The sequence below is a fragment of the uncultured Metabacillus sp. genome, from assembly GCF_947503125.1.
Lineage (GTDB): Bacteria > Bacillota > Bacilli > Bacillales > Bacillaceae > Metabacillus.
Map to the genome: position 1 here is coordinate 1 of NZ_CANNCR010000021.1, position 16,778 is coordinate 16,778.

Annotated in this window: 17 protein-coding genes; all 17 read left to right on the forward strand. The window is 40.8% G+C overall.

The window, feature by feature from the left end:
• The first annotated feature begins 86 nt into the window (after window positions 1-86).
• The 17 genes from Q1B07_RS14565 (at window position 87) to Q1B07_RS14645 (ending at window position 16,776) form a co-directional block, all read left to right on the forward strand.
• Complete coding sequence (locus Q1B07_RS14565; protein ID WP_299093521.1) at window positions 87-281, forward strand: hypothetical protein; 195 nt, start codon at window positions 87-89, stop codon at window positions 279-281.
• Between the two features lie 276 nt (window positions 282-557).
• Entirely contained in the window at window positions 558-950 is a 393-nt protein-coding gene (gene flaG / locus Q1B07_RS14570; protein WP_299093523.1) for a flagellar protein FlaG, read from the forward strand.
• A 122-nt stretch (window positions 951-1,072) separates the two neighbouring features.
• On the forward strand, window positions 1,073-2,632 hold the full coding sequence (locus Q1B07_RS14575) for a flagellar hook-associated protein 2 (RefSeq protein WP_299093524.1): 1,560 nt from the start codon (window positions 1,073-1,075) through the stop codon (window positions 2,630-2,632).
• A gap of 18 nt (window positions 2,633-2,650) precedes the next feature.
• Window positions 2,651-3,052, forward strand: a complete 402-nt coding sequence (gene fliS / locus Q1B07_RS14580) for a flagellar export chaperone FliS (RefSeq protein ID WP_299093526.1) — start codon at window positions 2,651-2,653, stop codon at window positions 3,050-3,052.
• Window positions 3,052-3,405, forward strand: a complete 354-nt coding sequence (locus Q1B07_RS14585; protein WP_299093528.1) for a flagellar protein FliT — start codon at window positions 3,052-3,054, stop codon at window positions 3,403-3,405. The genes fliS and Q1B07_RS14585 overlap by 1 nt, the downstream gene beginning before the upstream one ends.
• Window positions 3,406-3,415: 10 nt before the next feature.
• Window positions 3,416-3,802, forward strand: coding sequence for a hypothetical protein (locus Q1B07_RS14590; protein WP_299093530.1), 387 nt, complete (start codon window positions 3,416-3,418; stop codon window positions 3,800-3,802).
• A gap of 206 nt (window positions 3,803-4,008) precedes the next feature.
• Window positions 4,009-4,569, forward strand: a complete 561-nt coding sequence (gene raiA, locus Q1B07_RS14595) for a ribosome-associated translation inhibitor RaiA (protein ID WP_299093532.1) — start codon at window positions 4,009-4,011, stop codon at window positions 4,567-4,569.
• A gap of 50 nt (window positions 4,570-4,619) precedes the next feature.
• Window positions 4,620-5,525 carry a ribokinase gene (gene rbsK / locus Q1B07_RS14600; RefSeq protein ID WP_299093534.1) on the forward strand — a complete coding sequence of 302 codons (906 nt, stop codon included), beginning with the start codon at window positions 4,620-4,622 and terminating at the stop codon, window positions 5,523-5,525.
• A gap of 196 nt (window positions 5,526-5,721) precedes the next feature.
• Window positions 5,722-8,232 carry a preprotein translocase subunit SecA gene (gene secA, locus Q1B07_RS14605; protein WP_299093535.1) on the forward strand — a complete coding sequence of 837 codons (2,511 nt, stop codon included), beginning with the start codon at window positions 5,722-5,724 and terminating at the stop codon, window positions 8,230-8,232.
• A 201-nt stretch (window positions 8,233-8,433) separates the two neighbouring features.
• Window positions 8,434-9,535, forward strand: a protein-coding gene (gene prfB / locus Q1B07_RS14610) for a peptide chain release factor 2 (protein ID WP_299093536.1) whose coding sequence is annotated in 2 segments (ribosomal slippage) — window positions 8,434-8,505 and window positions 8,507-9,535 — 1,101 coding nt in all. Because the reading frame shifts where the segments join, the coding sequence is not laid out codon by codon here.
• Window positions 9,536-9,835: 300 nt separating this feature from the next.
• Complete coding sequence (locus tag Q1B07_RS14615; protein WP_299093538.1) at window positions 9,836-10,702, forward strand: YitT family protein; 867 nt, start codon at window positions 9,836-9,838, stop codon at window positions 10,700-10,702.
• 67 nt (window positions 10,703-10,769) lie between these two features.
• Complete coding sequence (cccB, locus tag Q1B07_RS14620) at window positions 10,770-11,111, forward strand: cytochrome c551 (protein ID WP_299093540.1); 342 nt, start codon at window positions 10,770-10,772, stop codon at window positions 11,109-11,111.
• 416 nt (window positions 11,112-11,527) lie between these two features.
• On the forward strand, window positions 11,528-12,214 hold the full coding sequence (ftsE, locus tag Q1B07_RS14625; protein ID WP_299093542.1) for a cell division ATP-binding protein FtsE: 687 nt from the start codon (window positions 11,528-11,530) through the stop codon (window positions 12,212-12,214).
• Window positions 12,207-13,097, forward strand: a complete 891-nt coding sequence (ftsX, locus tag Q1B07_RS14630) for a permease-like cell division protein FtsX (RefSeq protein ID WP_299093567.1) — start codon at window positions 12,207-12,209, stop codon at window positions 13,095-13,097. The genes ftsE and ftsX overlap by 8 nt, the downstream gene beginning before the upstream one ends.
• A 111-nt stretch (window positions 13,098-13,208) precedes the next feature.
• Window positions 13,209-14,549 carry a peptidoglycan DD-metalloendopeptidase family protein gene (locus tag Q1B07_RS14635; RefSeq protein WP_366945199.1) on the forward strand — a complete coding sequence of 447 codons (1,341 nt, stop codon included), beginning with the start codon at window positions 13,209-13,211 and terminating at the stop codon, window positions 14,547-14,549.
• Between the two features lie 198 nt (window positions 14,550-14,747).
• Window positions 14,748-16,217 (forward strand): S41 family peptidase, encoded by a 1,470-nt coding sequence (locus Q1B07_RS14640; RefSeq protein ID WP_299093546.1) that lies wholly within the window; start codon window positions 14,748-14,750, stop codon window positions 16,215-16,217.
• A gap of 211 nt (window positions 16,218-16,428) precedes the next feature.
• Window positions 16,429-16,776 carry a swarming motility protein SwrAA gene (locus Q1B07_RS14645; RefSeq protein ID WP_299093548.1) on the forward strand — a complete coding sequence of 116 codons (348 nt, stop codon included), beginning with the start codon at window positions 16,429-16,431 and terminating at the stop codon, window positions 16,774-16,776.
• Window positions 16,777-16,778 lie beyond the last annotated feature (2 nt).

The window sequence follows — 16,778 nt, forward strand, 5'->3', positions numbered from 1 at the left end:
TGAGATTACTATTTGGTGTTAGTGAAATTTGGAGAATACACGAGTATTAGCGAGAAAATTAAACTTTATTGAGGGAGGAGATAGAAATGATGTATTTAGACCGAAAAAACTTGCCGCCAACTTTCGGTGAATTGATCAAATTAGAAAGAGAAGAAGGATTAAAAGAAGGACTAAAAAATGGCCTGAGAAAAATCGCAAAAAACATGCTTAAAGAGGGGTTCCCAATTGAAATGATAGCGAGGTTGACGGAGCTATCAGAAGAAGAGATTCGGAAGTTGTGAGGAGAGGGTGCGGGGAGAGAACCGATTTCATGATCAAGTAAAAATAACTTCTACAATCAAGCAACCCATTCGCCAACACCGCGTTATACACTAGAAATATTCTTATGTCACTGTACATCATCTACAATTTCAATTTTCCTAAAGCTCCTATTACTTTACATATAGACACCTCTAACTTTACCTTATTCACTATAAAAATAGTTCACTCAACCCCTAAACATTCCCAAACAAAAACCGATAAAAAAAGTAGACAACTACCCAATAGGAGTGTTACCCATGACTGTTGAAAACCTTTCTTCACAGCCTACACTTCATCGTAAAGACAAAAACCATAAAATCGGCTCCATGGAGACCTTAAACAAACGTTTAATTGAAAATCAACAAGCAGCAAATCAGCCGTCTAAAGAAGAACTTGAAAAGGTAGTTAAAAGCTTAAACGACTTTATCGATTCCTCAAGGACACATATTCAATTCAAATTACATGAAAAGCTAAACGAATACTATGTCACAATTGTAGACGACCAAACGCAGGAAGTTGTCCGCGAAATTCCATCAAAGAAGCTTCTTGATGTCTATGCAGCGGTGACAGAGTTTATCACAATCTTAACGGGCAGTAAAGCCCCCACGTCAAGATTCAAGAGAAGCTCAAAGAAGATAAGTGGAGGCTAACTGCCCGTAAAGATCTGATAAGTCTCGCTAACCATCAGTGGGAGATGGAGAAACCCCCCTGATGGAAGTCTCGCTTTATCGGATTAATCGTAGATAAAAAAATATAGGAGGTGCTTGCGGACATGGCAATTCGAATCGGCGGTTTAGCCAGTGGCATGGACATTGACACCATTGTGAGTGATTTAATGAAAGCGGAGCGTATGCCATTGGATAAGCTCACCCAAAGAAAACAGATTTTAGAATGGCAGCGAGATGATTACAGAGACATGAATAAGCTGTTAAAAGAGCTGGATGACATGCTGTTCATTAATCAAAACAGTGTTGGCAGGGAAGCGACTTTTTTAAAGAAGTCTGTTACAAGCTCTGATGAATCAAAGGTAACGGCAAAAGCAGTTAATGCGCAAACCAATGTTTCTGCCACGATTGACGTCTTAAGTTTGGCCAGTTCTTCTACATGGAAAACATCAGGCGATATTAACTACACCGCACAGGACATTGAATTAAAGTTTAAGGTAAAAGATCCTGGTGCGAATGAATATCGTTATACCTCGGTCAAACTTTCAGCAACCGATACATTAGATAATGTGATCAATAAAATTAATGCTTCGGGTCTTGGCGTAACCGCGATGAAGGAAAACATCAAAGTACCGAATACAGACCCTGCAGTCTACCAAGATACCATTGTTTTTACGAATAATAAAACAGGGGCTGGAGTAGAAATTGCAGTAGATGAACGTGATGCAGCTTTTGCGACCGCGACGAAAGACTTTATGAGCAGTCTTGGTTTTTCTTGGGGAGGAACCTCAGGCAATTTGTTAATAACCGACCAAAATGGACAAGACGCTACGATCAAAGTAAACGGCTACGAAATGCAAAAAAGCTTAAATACCTTTACCATCAATGGCATTGAATACACTGCTAAAGGAGTCACAACACAAACAGTGGATGGTGTAACGACTTCAAGCCCTGTATCCGTCTCATCATCCACTGATGTCGATAGTATTTTTGATTCCATTGTCCAATTTGTTAATAAATACAATGAAGTCATTGAAAAAATAAACAATGAGCTATCGGAAGAACGCTATCGCGATTATCATCCCCTTACCGATGAACAAAGGGAGGCAATGGATGAGAAAACCATTGAGCTTTGGGAAGAAAAAGCCAAAAGTGGTTTGTTGAAAAATGATTCCATCCTTTCCAGCGGGTTAAATCAAATGCGAATGGACTTTTATACACCAGTTACCAATTCAACCAATATCGAAGGATTCACACAGTTAGCCGAAATCGGAATCAGTACGTCCTCTAACTATTTAGAAAAAGGGAAATTAATCATCGATGAAGCCAAATTGCGGGAGAAGATTCAGGAAAACCCTTCTGCCATTTATCAATTATTCAATGCGGCTGGAGGGACAGAAGAGACGACCGGAATTGCTAAACGACTCCGTGAAACAATTGATGGAACGATCAAAAACATTGAAGAAAAAGCGGGTAATTCGTTAAAAGTGAACAACCAGTTTACCATCGGACGAACTCTTAACTCGATCGAAGACCAAATCGACCGTTTCGAAGACCGTCTCATCCAAATCGAAGACCGTTACTGGCGTCAATTCACTGCAATGGAAAAGGCGATACAGCAATCAAACTCGCAAATGTCATATCTGATGCAGCAATTCTCAATGTAGGAAAAAGGAGTGTCAACTATGGCCATGAATAACCCATACGCAGCCTACCAGCAAAATGCCGTCACAACCGCTTCTCCAGGTGAGGTAACACTCATGCTGTACAATGGCTGTCTAAAATTTATTAAGCTTGCGGGTCAAGCGATGGAACATAAACAAATTGAAGTGAAAAACACAAATATCCAAAAGGCGCAAAAAATTATTACAGAACTGATGGTCACGTTAAATATGGATCTTGAAATCTCGAAAAATATGCAATTGATGTATGATTACATCAATTACCGTTTAACCGAAGCGAATGTAAAGAATGATCTGTCCATCCTGCAAGAGGTTGAGGGGCTTGTTGTTGAGTTCCGTGATACGTGGAAGCAGGTTATTCAATTGGCGCGTGCGCAGCAGCATGCTCAAGGTGGACAAGCGTAGTGAGCTCTATAGAAAAGGTATACGGCATAACCAAACAGTTATTTGAACTCATGTCTCATCCGGTCATAAAAGATACAAGAGATGACGTGATTCAACGGATCACATCCATGCTTGATCACCGTGAAGAGCTTTTAAAAGAGGTTCAACCTCCTTTTACAGAAAACGATAAGCGAGCTTTCGAGCAAATCGTAGCGTGGAATAAAGTGATCAACACCAAATTTACCGATCTTAAACAGCAAATTCAGCTCGACATGGTGCAATTAAAAAGGGCAAAGTCATCGAAGCAGCAATATGTTAATCCATATCAGCATGTCTCCACATCTGACGGCATGTTCTATGATAAGCGAAAATAGGTGAAAACCCATGGTATCCTTAACAAATGATCAATATGAAATGCTTCACTACTATTACACTCTATTGAATACCATTGAAGAAGGCTTTGATTATGTCATTGAAAGCTTTACGAATTTAGAGTTAACAGAGGGTGATAGTCTATTTAAAGATATCCTATCGGCCTTTTATCATATCGACTTATCACACCTGACATTATATGCTTTTTTAGAGGAAGAAACCGGGATGATTGAGGAAATGCAGAAGTTCGATCAGGTGATTTTAACATTAGATCGGGAGGCTGCCATCTTTACAACGATTGAACAGCACCATGATTTTGTAAAAAATCAATTATTTCCTGCATTTTTAGCCTGGAAGGAAATGGTCCAAGCCAAGCTGCAGCCATATATTGTTCATTAAAAAACTCGTCATTACCGTGGCGAGTTTTTTCATATCCATTCATGTAGGCGCATATATTATTACACTTAATCCTGTATTTACAAAAATTAAACAAATCTCAACAATTTTCACAAAAAAAATATGAAAATTTTACGTTTAAGCAGGAGACGAGCAAGGGAATATAGAATTAAGTATACATAGCTTTATCATAAAGGAGGAGTTCAATCATGAGATATAACGTCAGAGGGGAAAACATTGAAATAACTCCAGCATTACGAGAGTATGCAGAAAAGAAAATTGGTAAGCTTGAGAAATACTTTGAAGAGTCAGTTGAGGCAAATGTGAATGTCAATCTTAAATTTTATAATGATCAAGAGTCTAAAATAGAGGTAACGATCCCTATGACAGATCTTGTGCTACGTGCAGAGGAGCACCATGAGGATATGTACGCAGCCATCGATCTTGTTGTCAATAAATTAGAACGTCAAATTCGTAAGCATAAAACAAAGGTCAACCGCAAGCTGCGCGAGCAAGGTGCTCCAAAGTTTGTGTTTAGCAATAATCAATCAGAGGAAGAAAGTGCAGCTGTCTTAGACTTGGAAGAGCCACAAGAGGTTGTCCGGACAAAGCGATTTAACTTAAAGCCGATGGACAGTGAGGAAGCGATTCTGCAAATGGACATGCTTGGACATAACTTCTTCGTCTATACAGACTCAAAAACAAATAAAACAAATGTAGTTTATAAACGAAAAGACGGGAAATACGGCTTAATTGAGCCTTACGTATAAAAAGCGACAGCGCCTAACGGGCGCTGTTCTTCGTTTAGAAAGGAGAAAAGATGAACAAACCAAAAATTACCGTTATCGGAAGCATCAATATGGATTTGGTAACGAAAACAAATAAGATTCCAAAGATCGGGGAGACCGTTATAGGCGACTCCTTTTTCACCATACCAGGCGGGAAAGGTGCGAACCAGGCAGTCGCCGCAGCAAGACTGGGTGCTGAGGTTACGATGCTTGGATATGTAGGAGAGGACGCCTTTGGCCAAGAATTAAAGCAGCATCTTTCTGCCGAAGGAATCAATAGCGAGCATATCCAAACTATCCCTGCCACCTCAACAGGCATTGCCGCGATCACATTATCAGAAGGGGATAACAGCATAATCGTCGTTCCCGGTGCTAATTCTCACGTAACATCTGAATTCGTTCGCCAGTCTGAAAGTCTAATTGCCAAAAGTGATATCATCATCCTCCAGCTTGAAATTCCTTTGACATCAGTTATCGAGGCTATAACAATCGCGAAAAAACATCATGTGTCCGTGATCTTAAACCCAGCACCGATTCAACAACTGCCGAAAAGCCTTGTGCTACAAGCTGACTACATAACCCCTAATGAGCATGAAGAAGAGCAGCTTTTATCAGCCAATGATTTAACGAAAGAAGAGATAAGGGAACTCAAGCAAAAATGCATCGTCACAAAGGGTGCAAAAGGCGTCCAGCTTTATCAGGATGGTAAAGAACTAATCCCGGGCTTTCAAGTAAATGCAATTGACTCAACTGGCGCCGGCGACTGCTTCAACGGAGCATTAGCCGTTTCCATCAGCAAAGGTGCAACTCTAAAAGCAGCCTGCCAATTTGCCAATGCCGCCGCAGCACTTTCCGTAACAAAGCTCGGCGCACAATCAGGCTTGCCAACTTTAGAAGAAGTTGAGTCGTTTTTGGGTGAAAGTCTCCGACAGGTTTAATAGCTGAAAATAAGAAGGTTCGGTAAATGACGGACAGCCTCAAAAAATTGGGGACTGTCCCCATCTATAGATGTCCTCCTCCTTAGACACTTGCCATTGTTGTACCTCCCCATAAATAGTGCTAAAATAAAGAAGAGTTTATTTTAATTAACGTAGGAAATGAATTATTCACTCTACACACAGAGGAGCGTTATGAATGCTTGGAATTTTAAATAAGGTGTTTGATTTTAACAAACGAGTGTTAAATCGTTATGAAAAGATGGCTGATCAGATTGATGCCTTAAGCGGTAAGATGAGCAGCTTATCAGATGAAGAGCTTAAAGCAAAAACAGAAGAATTTAAAGGTCGTTTAGCGAAAGGCGAAACGCTTGATGATCTATTAATAGAGGCTTTTGCTGTTGTGCGTGAAGCAGCGAAGCGTGTGCTAGGCTTATATCCTTACAAGGTTCAGCTTATGGGGGGAATTTCCCTTCATGAAGGAAATATATCGGAGATGAAAACAGGGGAAGGGAAAACCTTAACTTCTACAATGCCTGTTTATTTAAACGCGCTTTCTGGCGAAGGTGTGCATGTTGTAACTGTCAATGAATACTTAGCAGGCCGTGATGCACGTGAAATGGGACAAATTTTTGAATTCCTTGGCATTACTGTTGGTCTTAACTTAAATTCCTTAAACAAGGATGAAAAGCGTGAAGCCTATGCAGCAGATGTTACCTACTCAACAAATAATGAGCTTGGCTTCGATTATCTTCGTGACAATATGGTGCTTTACCGTGAGCAAATGGTACAGCGTCCGCTCAACTTCGCCATCATTGATGAGGTTGACTCGATCTTAGTCGATGAAGCGAGAACACCGCTTATCATTTCGGGACAAGCTGCAAAATCCACTAAGCTTTATCTTCAAGCAAATGGATTTGTCCGTCAACTTAAGCAAGAAGAGGACTATACGTACGATGTAAAAACAAAGGCCGTTCAGCTGACAGAGGACGGAATTACAAAGGCTGAAAAGGCGTTTGGCATTGATAATCTATTTGATATTTCTCATGTAGCATTAAATCACCATATCAACCAAGCATTAAAAGCCCACTTCGTTATGCAGCGCGACGTGGATTATGTTGTGGAAGAAGAGCAGGTTGTCATCGTTGATTCCTTTACGGGTCGTCTCATGAAGGGCCGCCGCTACAGTGATGGTCTCCACCAAGCGATTGAAGCAAAAGAGGGTCTTGAAATTCAAAACGAAAGCATGACACTTGCAACAATTACATTCCAAAACTACTTCCGGATGTATAAAAAGCTTGCCGGTATGACCGGTACAGCGAAAACAGAGGAAGAAGAGTTCCGCAATATTTATAATATGCAGGTTGTTGCAATCCCGACGAACAAGCCGGTTACCCGTGATGACCGACCTGATTTAGTTTACCGTACAATGGAAGGGAAATTCCGTGCGGTTGTTGAGGATGTTAAGCAGCGACATGACCTTGGTCAGCCTGTATTAGTTGGTACGGTTGCTGTTGAAACCTCTGAATTAATTTCCCAGCTTCTGAAGAAAAAGGGTGTACCGCATCATGTATTGAATGCGAAAAACCATGAAAAAGAAGCGGAGATCATCGAAAATGCCGGTCAGCTTGGTGCTGTAACTATTGCTACCAATATGGCAGGCCGTGGTACTGATATTAAGCTTGGCGACGGTGTTCGTGAAAAAGGCGGTCTTGCCGTTATCGGGACAGAGCGCCATGAATCACGCCGGATTGACAACCAGCTCCGCGGACGTTCTGGACGTCAAGGAGATCCTGGTGTGACGCAATTCTACCTTTCAATGGAAGATGAGCTGATGCGCCGCTTCGGTTCAGAAAATATGATGAATATGATGGACCGTCTTGGCATGGATGATACTCAGCCAATTCAAAGCAAAATCGTTTCACGTGCGGTTGAATCTGCGCAAAAACGTGTTGAAGGAAACAACTTTGATGCCCGTAAGCAGCTTCTCCAATATGACGATGTCTTGCGTCAGCAGCGTGAGGTTATTTATAAGCAGCGCTTTGAGGTTCTTGACTCTGAAAACCTGCGTGATATTGTCGAAAAAATGCTTGTGTCAACAATTGAGCGTACCGTAGCTTCCTATATGCCGCAGGATGAGGATGAGGAAAACTGGAACTTAGATGGCATTGTTGATTATATGAATGCTAATATTCTTCAAGAGGGCGACCTTGAGTTAAATGACCTTCGCGGCCAGGACCCTGAAGAAATCATTGAGATGATCACCAAAAAGGCAAAAGACTATTACGATCAAAAAGAAGAGGATTTTGGTCCTGAGCAAATGCGTGAGTTTGAAAAGGTTATTCTTCTTCGCGCGGTTGATTCAAAATGGATGGATCACATCGATGCGATGGATCAGCTTCGCCAAGGGATTCATTTACGTGCTTACGGGCAGACTGATCCGTTGCGTGAATACCAAATGGAAGGATTTGCGATGTTTGAAAACATGATTGCCGCAATTGAGGAAGATGTGGCGAAATACATCATGAAGGCGCAAATCCGCAATAACCTTGAGCGTCAAGAAGTGGCAAAAGGCCAGACAGCCGTCCATCCAAAAGAAGGCGATGAAAAGCCAAAGAAAAAGCCGGCTCGCAAGGTCGTTGAAATTGGCCGAAATGAGCCATGCATCTGCGGCAGCGGCAAAAAATACAAAAACTGCTGCGGCCAATAAAAGCAAATAGAGATGAAAAAATGAGAGAGGTGACCACCGCCTCTCTCTTGTTTGCGAAATATAAGAATAAAAAGTAGTCGGTGCTCATCGGTCGCACCGATTCTGGCATCTGACCTCTGACTTCAGCACGAGAGTTATCTCAAAGTGAGAGGTTATGTTGATGCGAAATAAATTATACAATTTAATCCTGAGGTGACGGAAATGGAATTAGTAGAAATTCGACAAGAGTTAGAAAAAACAGCTAAACGTTTAGCGGACTTTAGGGGGTCTCTTTGACCTCGATATTAAGGAAGCACGCATTCAGCAGCTTGAAGGACAAATGACTGCCCCGGATTTCTGGGACAACCAAAATGCCGCACAAGCTGTGATTAATGAAACAAATGCGTTAAAAGAGATGGTAGATCAGTTCCATAACTTAAATGAAACCTATGAAAACCTGCAATTAACCTATGACCTGGTAAAAGAAGAGCAAGATGAGGACCTGCAAGCAGAGCTTGTTTCTGAATTAAAGGACCTGGTCGATCAGTTAAATGACTTTGAGCTTCAGCTTTTACTAAGTGAGCCATATGATAAAAATAATGCGATTTTAGAGCTGCATCCAGGTGCCGGCGGTACGGAATCTCAAGATTGGGGCTCCATGCTGCTTCGCATGTACACACGCTGGGCTGAGAAAAAAGGCTTCAAGGTTGAGACCCTTGATTACTTGCCAGGTGACGAAGCAGGGATAAAGAGCGTTACCCTTTTGATCAAAGGGCATAATGCTTACGGCTATTTAAAGGCAGAAAAAGGTGTTCACCGTCTCGTCCGGATCTCACCGTTCGACTCATCAGGCCGCCGTCATACTTCATTCGTATCATGTGAGGTTATGCCGGAATTTAATGAAGAAATCGATATTGAGATCCGCACAGAGGATTTAAAAATTGATACGTACCGTGCAAGCGGAGCTGGCGGCCAGCATATTAACACAACCGACTCGGCCGTACGGATTACTCACATCCCAACGAATATCGTGGTAACGTGTCAAACAGAGCGCTCACAAATTAAAAACCGTGAACGTGCGATGAAAATGCTTCAAGCAAAGCTATATCAAAAACGAATTGAAGAACAAGAAGCAGAGCTTGCCGAAATCCGAGGCGAACAAAAGGACATTGGCTGGGGAAGCCAAATCCGTTCCTACGTGTTCCACCCATATTCAATGGTAAAGGACCACCGCACAAACACCGAAATCGGCAACGTTCATGCCGTCATGGATGGCGAATTAGACCCATTCATCGACGCCTTCCTACGTTCAAAATTATCATAAAATCAAAAAAACAACCTGAGATGGGTTGTTTTTTTGTGCTGCAAAATAAATATCTAAAAGAAGTTGCTAGAAAATCACTTAAAGTTGCAAAATAACGGTCATAAGTCTCGAATTACGTAAGAAGTGAAAAGACACTTGCAATAATTCTTCCCAACAAGCAAACACTAAACAAAAAAACATTTACTTTACCTCATTACCACGTTATTTTGCTGTTATTCACAGATGAAATAACGAATGCTATACTCATTTTTGGCATCTTGAGAAATCATATAAATAGCACAAATGGAGGTACACATATTTATGAATGTTAGAAGGAAAAATCATCTCTCCCATCTTAAACAGGGACATCTGATTGAATACATATATATCTTGATCGGCTCATCATTCGTTGCCCTCGGTTTCAATTTATTTTTGCTGCCGAATCGGATTGCTTCAGGAGGGGTGAGTGGGATCAGCACGATTTTTGCTGTACTCTTTGGTTTTGAACCCGCCTATGTGCAGTGGTCTTTTAATATTCCATTGTTTATCGCTGGAGTGATTTTATTGGGCAAACAATTTGGCATCAAAACCCTAATTGGCACGATTTTTGTTCCGTTTGTTGTGTTCTTAACGAGAAATTGGGAGCCGGCGACAATGGATCCATTGCTGGGCTCATTATTTGGCGGAATTGCGATTGGGCTTGGATTAGGGATCGTGTTTAGAGGCAAGGCGTCAACAGGGGGAACAGATCTGGCTGCGCAAATTATTCATAAGTTTACAGGACTTTCCCTTGGGACATGCGTTGCCTTAATTGACGGATTAATTGTGTTTGCAGCAGCGTTTGTATTTGATGTGGAACGTGCCCTTTATGCACTGATAGGTTTGTATGTGACAAGCAAAACCATTGATATTGTCCAAATTGGCTTGGGACGGTCGAAGATGACAATGATCATTACAAATAAACAGCAGGAGATCCAAGAAGCAATTCTTCAAGAAATCGATCGCGGAGTAACAAGATTAACCGCACATGGAGGCTTTACAAACAATGAACGACCTGTATTAATGTGTGTGGTCGATCAAACAGAATTCACAAAGTTGAAACAACTAGTTAGAGGCATTGATCCACAAGCATTTGTTACGGTAACTGACACATCAGAAGTTCTTGGAGAAGGTTTCAAACGGGCGTAGTTAGGTTATAATATCCTTGACTTTAGAAATTTGGCCTACATAATCGATTAAAAGGAGGATGTTCATCGTGAAGGGAAAATTACTTGCACTATTACTTGGAACATCAGTAATTCTCGGAGCCTGCGGCGGTGCAGAGGAGCCGCAAGATGATGCTGCAAATACAAATCAAGGTGCGGAAGGTGAAACAGCTGCCGGTGATGCAGAACAAATCGTCCAGCAAAACTGCATCAGCTGCCATGGTGAAAACCTTGAAGGCGGAGCAGGTCCTAATTTAACAGAGGTTGGGGCAAAGTACGATAAAGAAGAAATTAAAAATATCATTATTAATGGACAAGGAACCATGCCAAAGGGCATTTTAAATGAATCAGATGCTGATGTCGTTGCAACATGGCTTGCAGAGAAAAAATAACGGCTGTACTTCGTAAACTTATTTAAGCAGCAATGAAAACGAGGCTGTCTCAAAAGTACTGAGATAACCTCGTTTATTATTTTAAGTGCATGACATTTGTCTTTAATTTATCTTGCAAATTTAGTCAGAAAGTTCTAAAATTTTCATAGATAAGTAAAGCGCTTTCAAAAAATGTATACAATTTTGTCACATTATGCCAAGATCCTTCTTAAAACCCTTTTTAAAACAGGGCTTTTCCTCCACTTAATATTACTGAAATAAAATTGTAATATAAATTTAGTCACCTTTTGCCGAAATTTGATGGTATAATGAGTTTTGTAATTTAGAAGATACGGTATTTTTCTGTCTGTTCTGTCGACAATTTACGACAACGACTGACAATTTTTCGAAAAAACACAACTATTAGGTGGGTTTTTATGATTGAAATGTCCGAAGTATATAAAACATACCCAAATGGTGTATTAGCCATAAATGGGATTGATATTAAAATAGAGCAAGGTGAGTTTGTCTATGTCGTTGGACCTAGTGGCGCCGGTAAATCAACCTTTATTAAAATGATGTACCGCGAGGAAAAACCTTCAAGCGGTAAAATCATTATAAATGGTGTTGACTTATCTACTTTAAAGGAATCGAAAGTGCCTATGTTAAGACGTAATATTGGCGTTGTATTCCAGGATTTCAAGTTGCTGTCAAAGCTAACAGTGTTTGAAAATGTGGCATTTGCCTTAGAAGTTATTGGTGAAAATCCAAAAAATATAAAAAAGAGAGTACTAGACGTACTAGATTTAGTTCAGCTCAAACATAAAGCACGTTTCTTCCCTGATGAGCTTTCAGGCGGGGAGCAGCAGCGTGTTTCTATTGCACGTTCAATTGTGAACAATCCCGCGGTTATGATTGCTGATGAGCCGACAGGTAACCTTGACCCTGATACATCTTGGGAAATTATGAACCTATTTGAGGAAATTAATAATCGCGGAACAACGATCGTTATGGCAACACATAATAAGGAAATCGTCAATACGTTGAAAAAGCGTGTCATCGCAGTCGAGGATGGAAAGATTGTACGTGACGAAGCAAGAGGGGAGTACGGTTTATATGATTAATACTCTTGCTCGTCATTTTCGTGAAAGCTTAAAAAGTTTAGCTAGAAATACGTGGATGACGTTTGCATCAATTAGTGCAGTAACTGTGACTTTGATTTTAGTTGGTACATTTTTAGTTATCATGATGAACTTGAACAATGTAGCGGATAATCTAGAAAACGATGTAGAAATCCGCGTTCTGATCGATGTAACGGCAAATGAGGATGCACAAGCAAAGCTTAAGAGCGAGATACAAAAAATAGAAGAGGTCGATTCGATCACCTATTCGTCTAAGGAACAAGAGCTTGATAATTTAATAGAGAGTTTAGGAGAAGAAGGTGAATCCTTCGAGCTCTTTGAACAGAACAATCCATTAAACGATGTATTTATTGTAAAAGCAGCGGACCCGCAAGATACAAAAGTCGTTGCAGATAAAATTGCCAAGCTTGAAAATGCATCAAAAGTAAAATATGGACAAGAAGAAGTAGAGAAGCTATTTGATGTCATCTCTATTTCAAGAAACATTGGAATTGCTCTTATTATTGGACTTCTCTTTACAGCGATGTTCTTAATTTCCAATACGATTAAAATTACGATTTTTGCTCGTCGACGTGAAATTGAGATCATGAAGCTTGTCGGAGCTACAAATGGGTTTATCCGCTGGCCGTTCTTCCTTGAAGGATTATTCCTTGGAGTTCTTGGAGCGGTGATTCCGATTACGCTCATTATCTCCGTCTACCAATCACTATATAAATGGGCATTGCCAAAGCTTCAAGGCTCGTTTGTCGAGTTCCTGCCATTCAACCCATTTGTTTTCCAAGTATCAGCGATCCTTCTATTGATCGGTGCATTAATCGGTGTATGGGGAAGCTTAATGTCTGTCCGTAAATTCTTAAAAGTGTAAACTAGCAATCTTTTGATTGCTAGTTTGCTAGCTTTTTTTACATATAAACAAGAGTCTGGCTCAGGCTCCTTATCAAAAAGAAAAATGCTTACATAATGTATGGGAGGAGACATGATGAAAAGAAGATTAGTATCGTATAGCCTGGCCGCAGTCATTGGGACAAGCGGGTTGTTGCTTCCGTATAACAATCTTGTCTCTGCTGAATCGTTAGAGGAGAAGAAGCAGGAGATTCAAGAAAAGCAATCAAGCGTTTCGTCAAGTATTGAGAAAAAAGAAGGTGAAATTGCGAATTTAGAAGCGGAAAAAGCAAAGCTTGATGAAGAAATCAAAAATTTGGACTTCAAGGTTTCGGATACGAACGAAAAAATTAGCGAAAAGGAAGCCAGCATTGAAGAAACAAAGAAAAACATTGAAGAGTTAAAGGCAAAGATTGAAGAAGTAAAAGCTAGAATTGAAGAGAGAATGAAATTACTAGAAGAACGTGCCCGTTCCTTGCAGGAGAGCGGAGGAATGGTCAGCTATTTAGATGTGCTTCTAGGTGCTCAGGATTTTGGTGACTTAGTGAGTCGCGTAAGTGCCGTTACAACGATTGTTGAGGCTGACCAAGAGATTATGAGAGCCCATGAAGAAGATAAAAAACTGCTAGAGCAAGCAGAGGCAGATCTAAAAAGCGAGCTTAAAAAGCTGGAGGACTCTTTATCTGAATTAGAAACGCTCAAGCAGCAGTTGAATGTCCAAGTTAAACAAAAGCAAGATCTCTTGAAGGAAGTAGAGGGCAATCATAATGAAGCTGTTCACGAAATGCATGAGCTTGAAGATGAACAAGCATTTTTGGCTGAACAGAAAAAGGCGATTGAACTAGAAGAACAACGACAAAAGGAGGCAGCAGCAAGAGCGGCAGCAGAAGCAGCAGAGGCTGCAAAAAGAAAAGCTGAAGCGGCTGCAAGTTCATCGAGTTCATCAAGTTCGTCAAGCTCATCTAGCTCTTCAGACTCATCAAGCTCTACTAGCGCTGCTTCATCAGAAACACCAGCTGTTACAAGCGGAGGCTTCATGTGGCCTGCATCAGGTACCTTTACATCTGGATATGGTACTCGTGTCCACCCTGTTACAGGACAAACAAAGCTGCATGCAGGTATAGATATTGCCAATAGTACAGGTACTCCAATTGTTGCGGCAGCAAGCGGAACAGTCATTCGTTCTTCTTATTCAAGCAGCTATGGAAATGTAGTGTACATTTCTCATAAAATTGATGGACAAGTTTATACCACGGTATATGCACATATGAATTCTCGTCTTGTAGGTTCAGGTCAATCAGTGTCTAAAGGCCAGCAAATAGGAACTTTGGGGACTACTGGCCGTTCGACAGGTCCGCATTTGCATTTTGAAATTCACAAAGGTGGATGGAATGGTTCAGCAAATGCAGTGAATCCTTTAAACTATTTACCATAACGATACCCATTAAAAAACCTCTGAAACATTTGTTTTTAGGGGTTTTTTGACGTTTTTTATATATCTTCTTAGTACCGTTCTAGCCCAGACGCTTTCGCTTTTACTTTTTTACATGATTTGTACAAGCTCCGCATATACTAAAAAAAGTCGAATCTGTTTTTGCATAAACCTGGCTACGCTGGAAAGAGGAGGTACATGATGAATCAGAAATTAACCGCATTGTTAGTCGCACTAGGCTTAGTAGTTGGCGCAGGTGGAATGTATGTAGGGATGGAGTACATAGAAATTGGTCATGATGCTCCTCAACAACAAGCTGAAGCCGTCCCGACAATGGGCGATATGTTCCGTGTAGAGGATGATGCTTCCGAAATTGAGGGGTTTGATAAATTTAAGCAGGCGCTCGAGCTGATTTCTACCAAGTATGTCGAAGAGGTTGATGAGAAAGAGCTGTTAGAAGGTGCGATTCAAGGGATGCTATCAACCTTGGATGATCCATATTCTGTGTATATGGACAAAGAAACCGCACAGCAATTCTCCCAGTCCCTTGATTCTTCCTTTGAGGGAATCGGGGCAGAGGTTGGGATGAAAAACGATCACGTCACCATTGTTGCTCCATTTAAAGGCTCTCCTGCTGAAAAGGCAGGGCTTCAACCGAATGATCAGATTGTCAGCATAAATGGTGAAAGTGTTGAAGGTCTTGATCTGCATCAAACTGTGTTAAAAATCCGCGGCAAAAAAGGTACAAAAGTCGCGATCGAGGTTGTTCGTCCGAATTCCCGTGAAAAGCTCACCTTTACTGTCGTTCGTGATGAAATTCCGCTTGAAACGGTTTTTGGCTCGATGAAGGAGTATAAAGGGAAAAAGGTCGGGTATATTCAAATCACCTCGTTTTCTGAAAACACTGCAAAGGACTTTGAAAAGACTTTAGTAAAGCTTGAAAACGATGAAATGGATGGTCTCGTTTTAGATGTCCGGGGAAATCCCGGGGGGTATCTCCAAAGTGTTGAGGAGATCCTCAAGCAATTTGTGACAAAGGATCATCCATATATTCAAATTGAAGAGCGCAGCGGTGATAAAAAGCGTTATTTTTCCACTTTATCGAAGAAAAAAAACTATCCAGTATCTGTGCTAATCGATAAAGGCAGCGCATCTGCTTCGGAAATCCTTGCTGGCGCTTTAAAAGAGGCTTCCGGCTATGATATTGTCGGTGTGACCTCATTTGGTAAAGGAACTGTTCAGCAGGCGGTGCCAATGGGTGATGGCAGCAACATTAAATTAACACTTTACAAATGGTTAACACCAGATGGGAATTGGATCCACAAAAAAGGTGTTGAGCCGACCGTAAAAGTAGAGCAGCCAGAGGTCTTTCAGGCAAGCCCGGTTCAAGTGAAGGAAAGCCTTGAGCCTGATATGAATAACGAACAGGTGAAAACTGCTCAAGTTATCTTAAAGGGGCTTGGCTTTGAGCCTGGCCGAGAAGATGGCTATTATAGCAAGGAGACAGCAGCCGCGATAAAGGAATTCCAAGAAGAAAATGAACTGCCGATAAGCGGAAAAATCGATCTGCAAACAGCAGATACACTCAATCAAAAAATCAAAGAATACAAAGAAAACGAAAAAAATGATCTTCAATTAAAAACGGCCATAAAGGCATTGTTTACTAAATGAAATGATGGGAAAGTCCCTCACTGTTATTAAGCGGTGGGTGACTTTCCTTATTTTGTTTTGTGTTAGGGACGTAAAATCCCACACAATTCCGAATTAGTATAATGGTAAGAGATATGAGATGACGTACTGCCTGGAATGATGATAGGTAGAGAGGCCTAAGTAAATAGAAGAAACATATACAGATTAGAGGAGAAGAACGGGGGGTTACAGCATGAAAAAGTCCAGTTACCAAAAGGAACAGGTTTATCAAGGCTTACTATCTGAATTGAGCGAAAAACATCTAGAAGCTCAATCCTATGCAAGCTTTAGCAAATGGATTCGATTATTCTGTATGTACCTGGCAAATTATACATCCATAAAAGAAATTGACCAGGTCGATGAAGCATGTGTTCAAGAGTACTTTTCCTATTTAATTAATAATCATAAGCGGTTGTCGCTTAGTTTAACAGATATAAAGAAGTCGATGCAAATGATCGAAGAGCTTTTACAAATAGAAGTAGACAGTTCATTAAGTGATTTTTCTCTATCAAATACGAGTCTATGGAACAACTTAAAATAAGC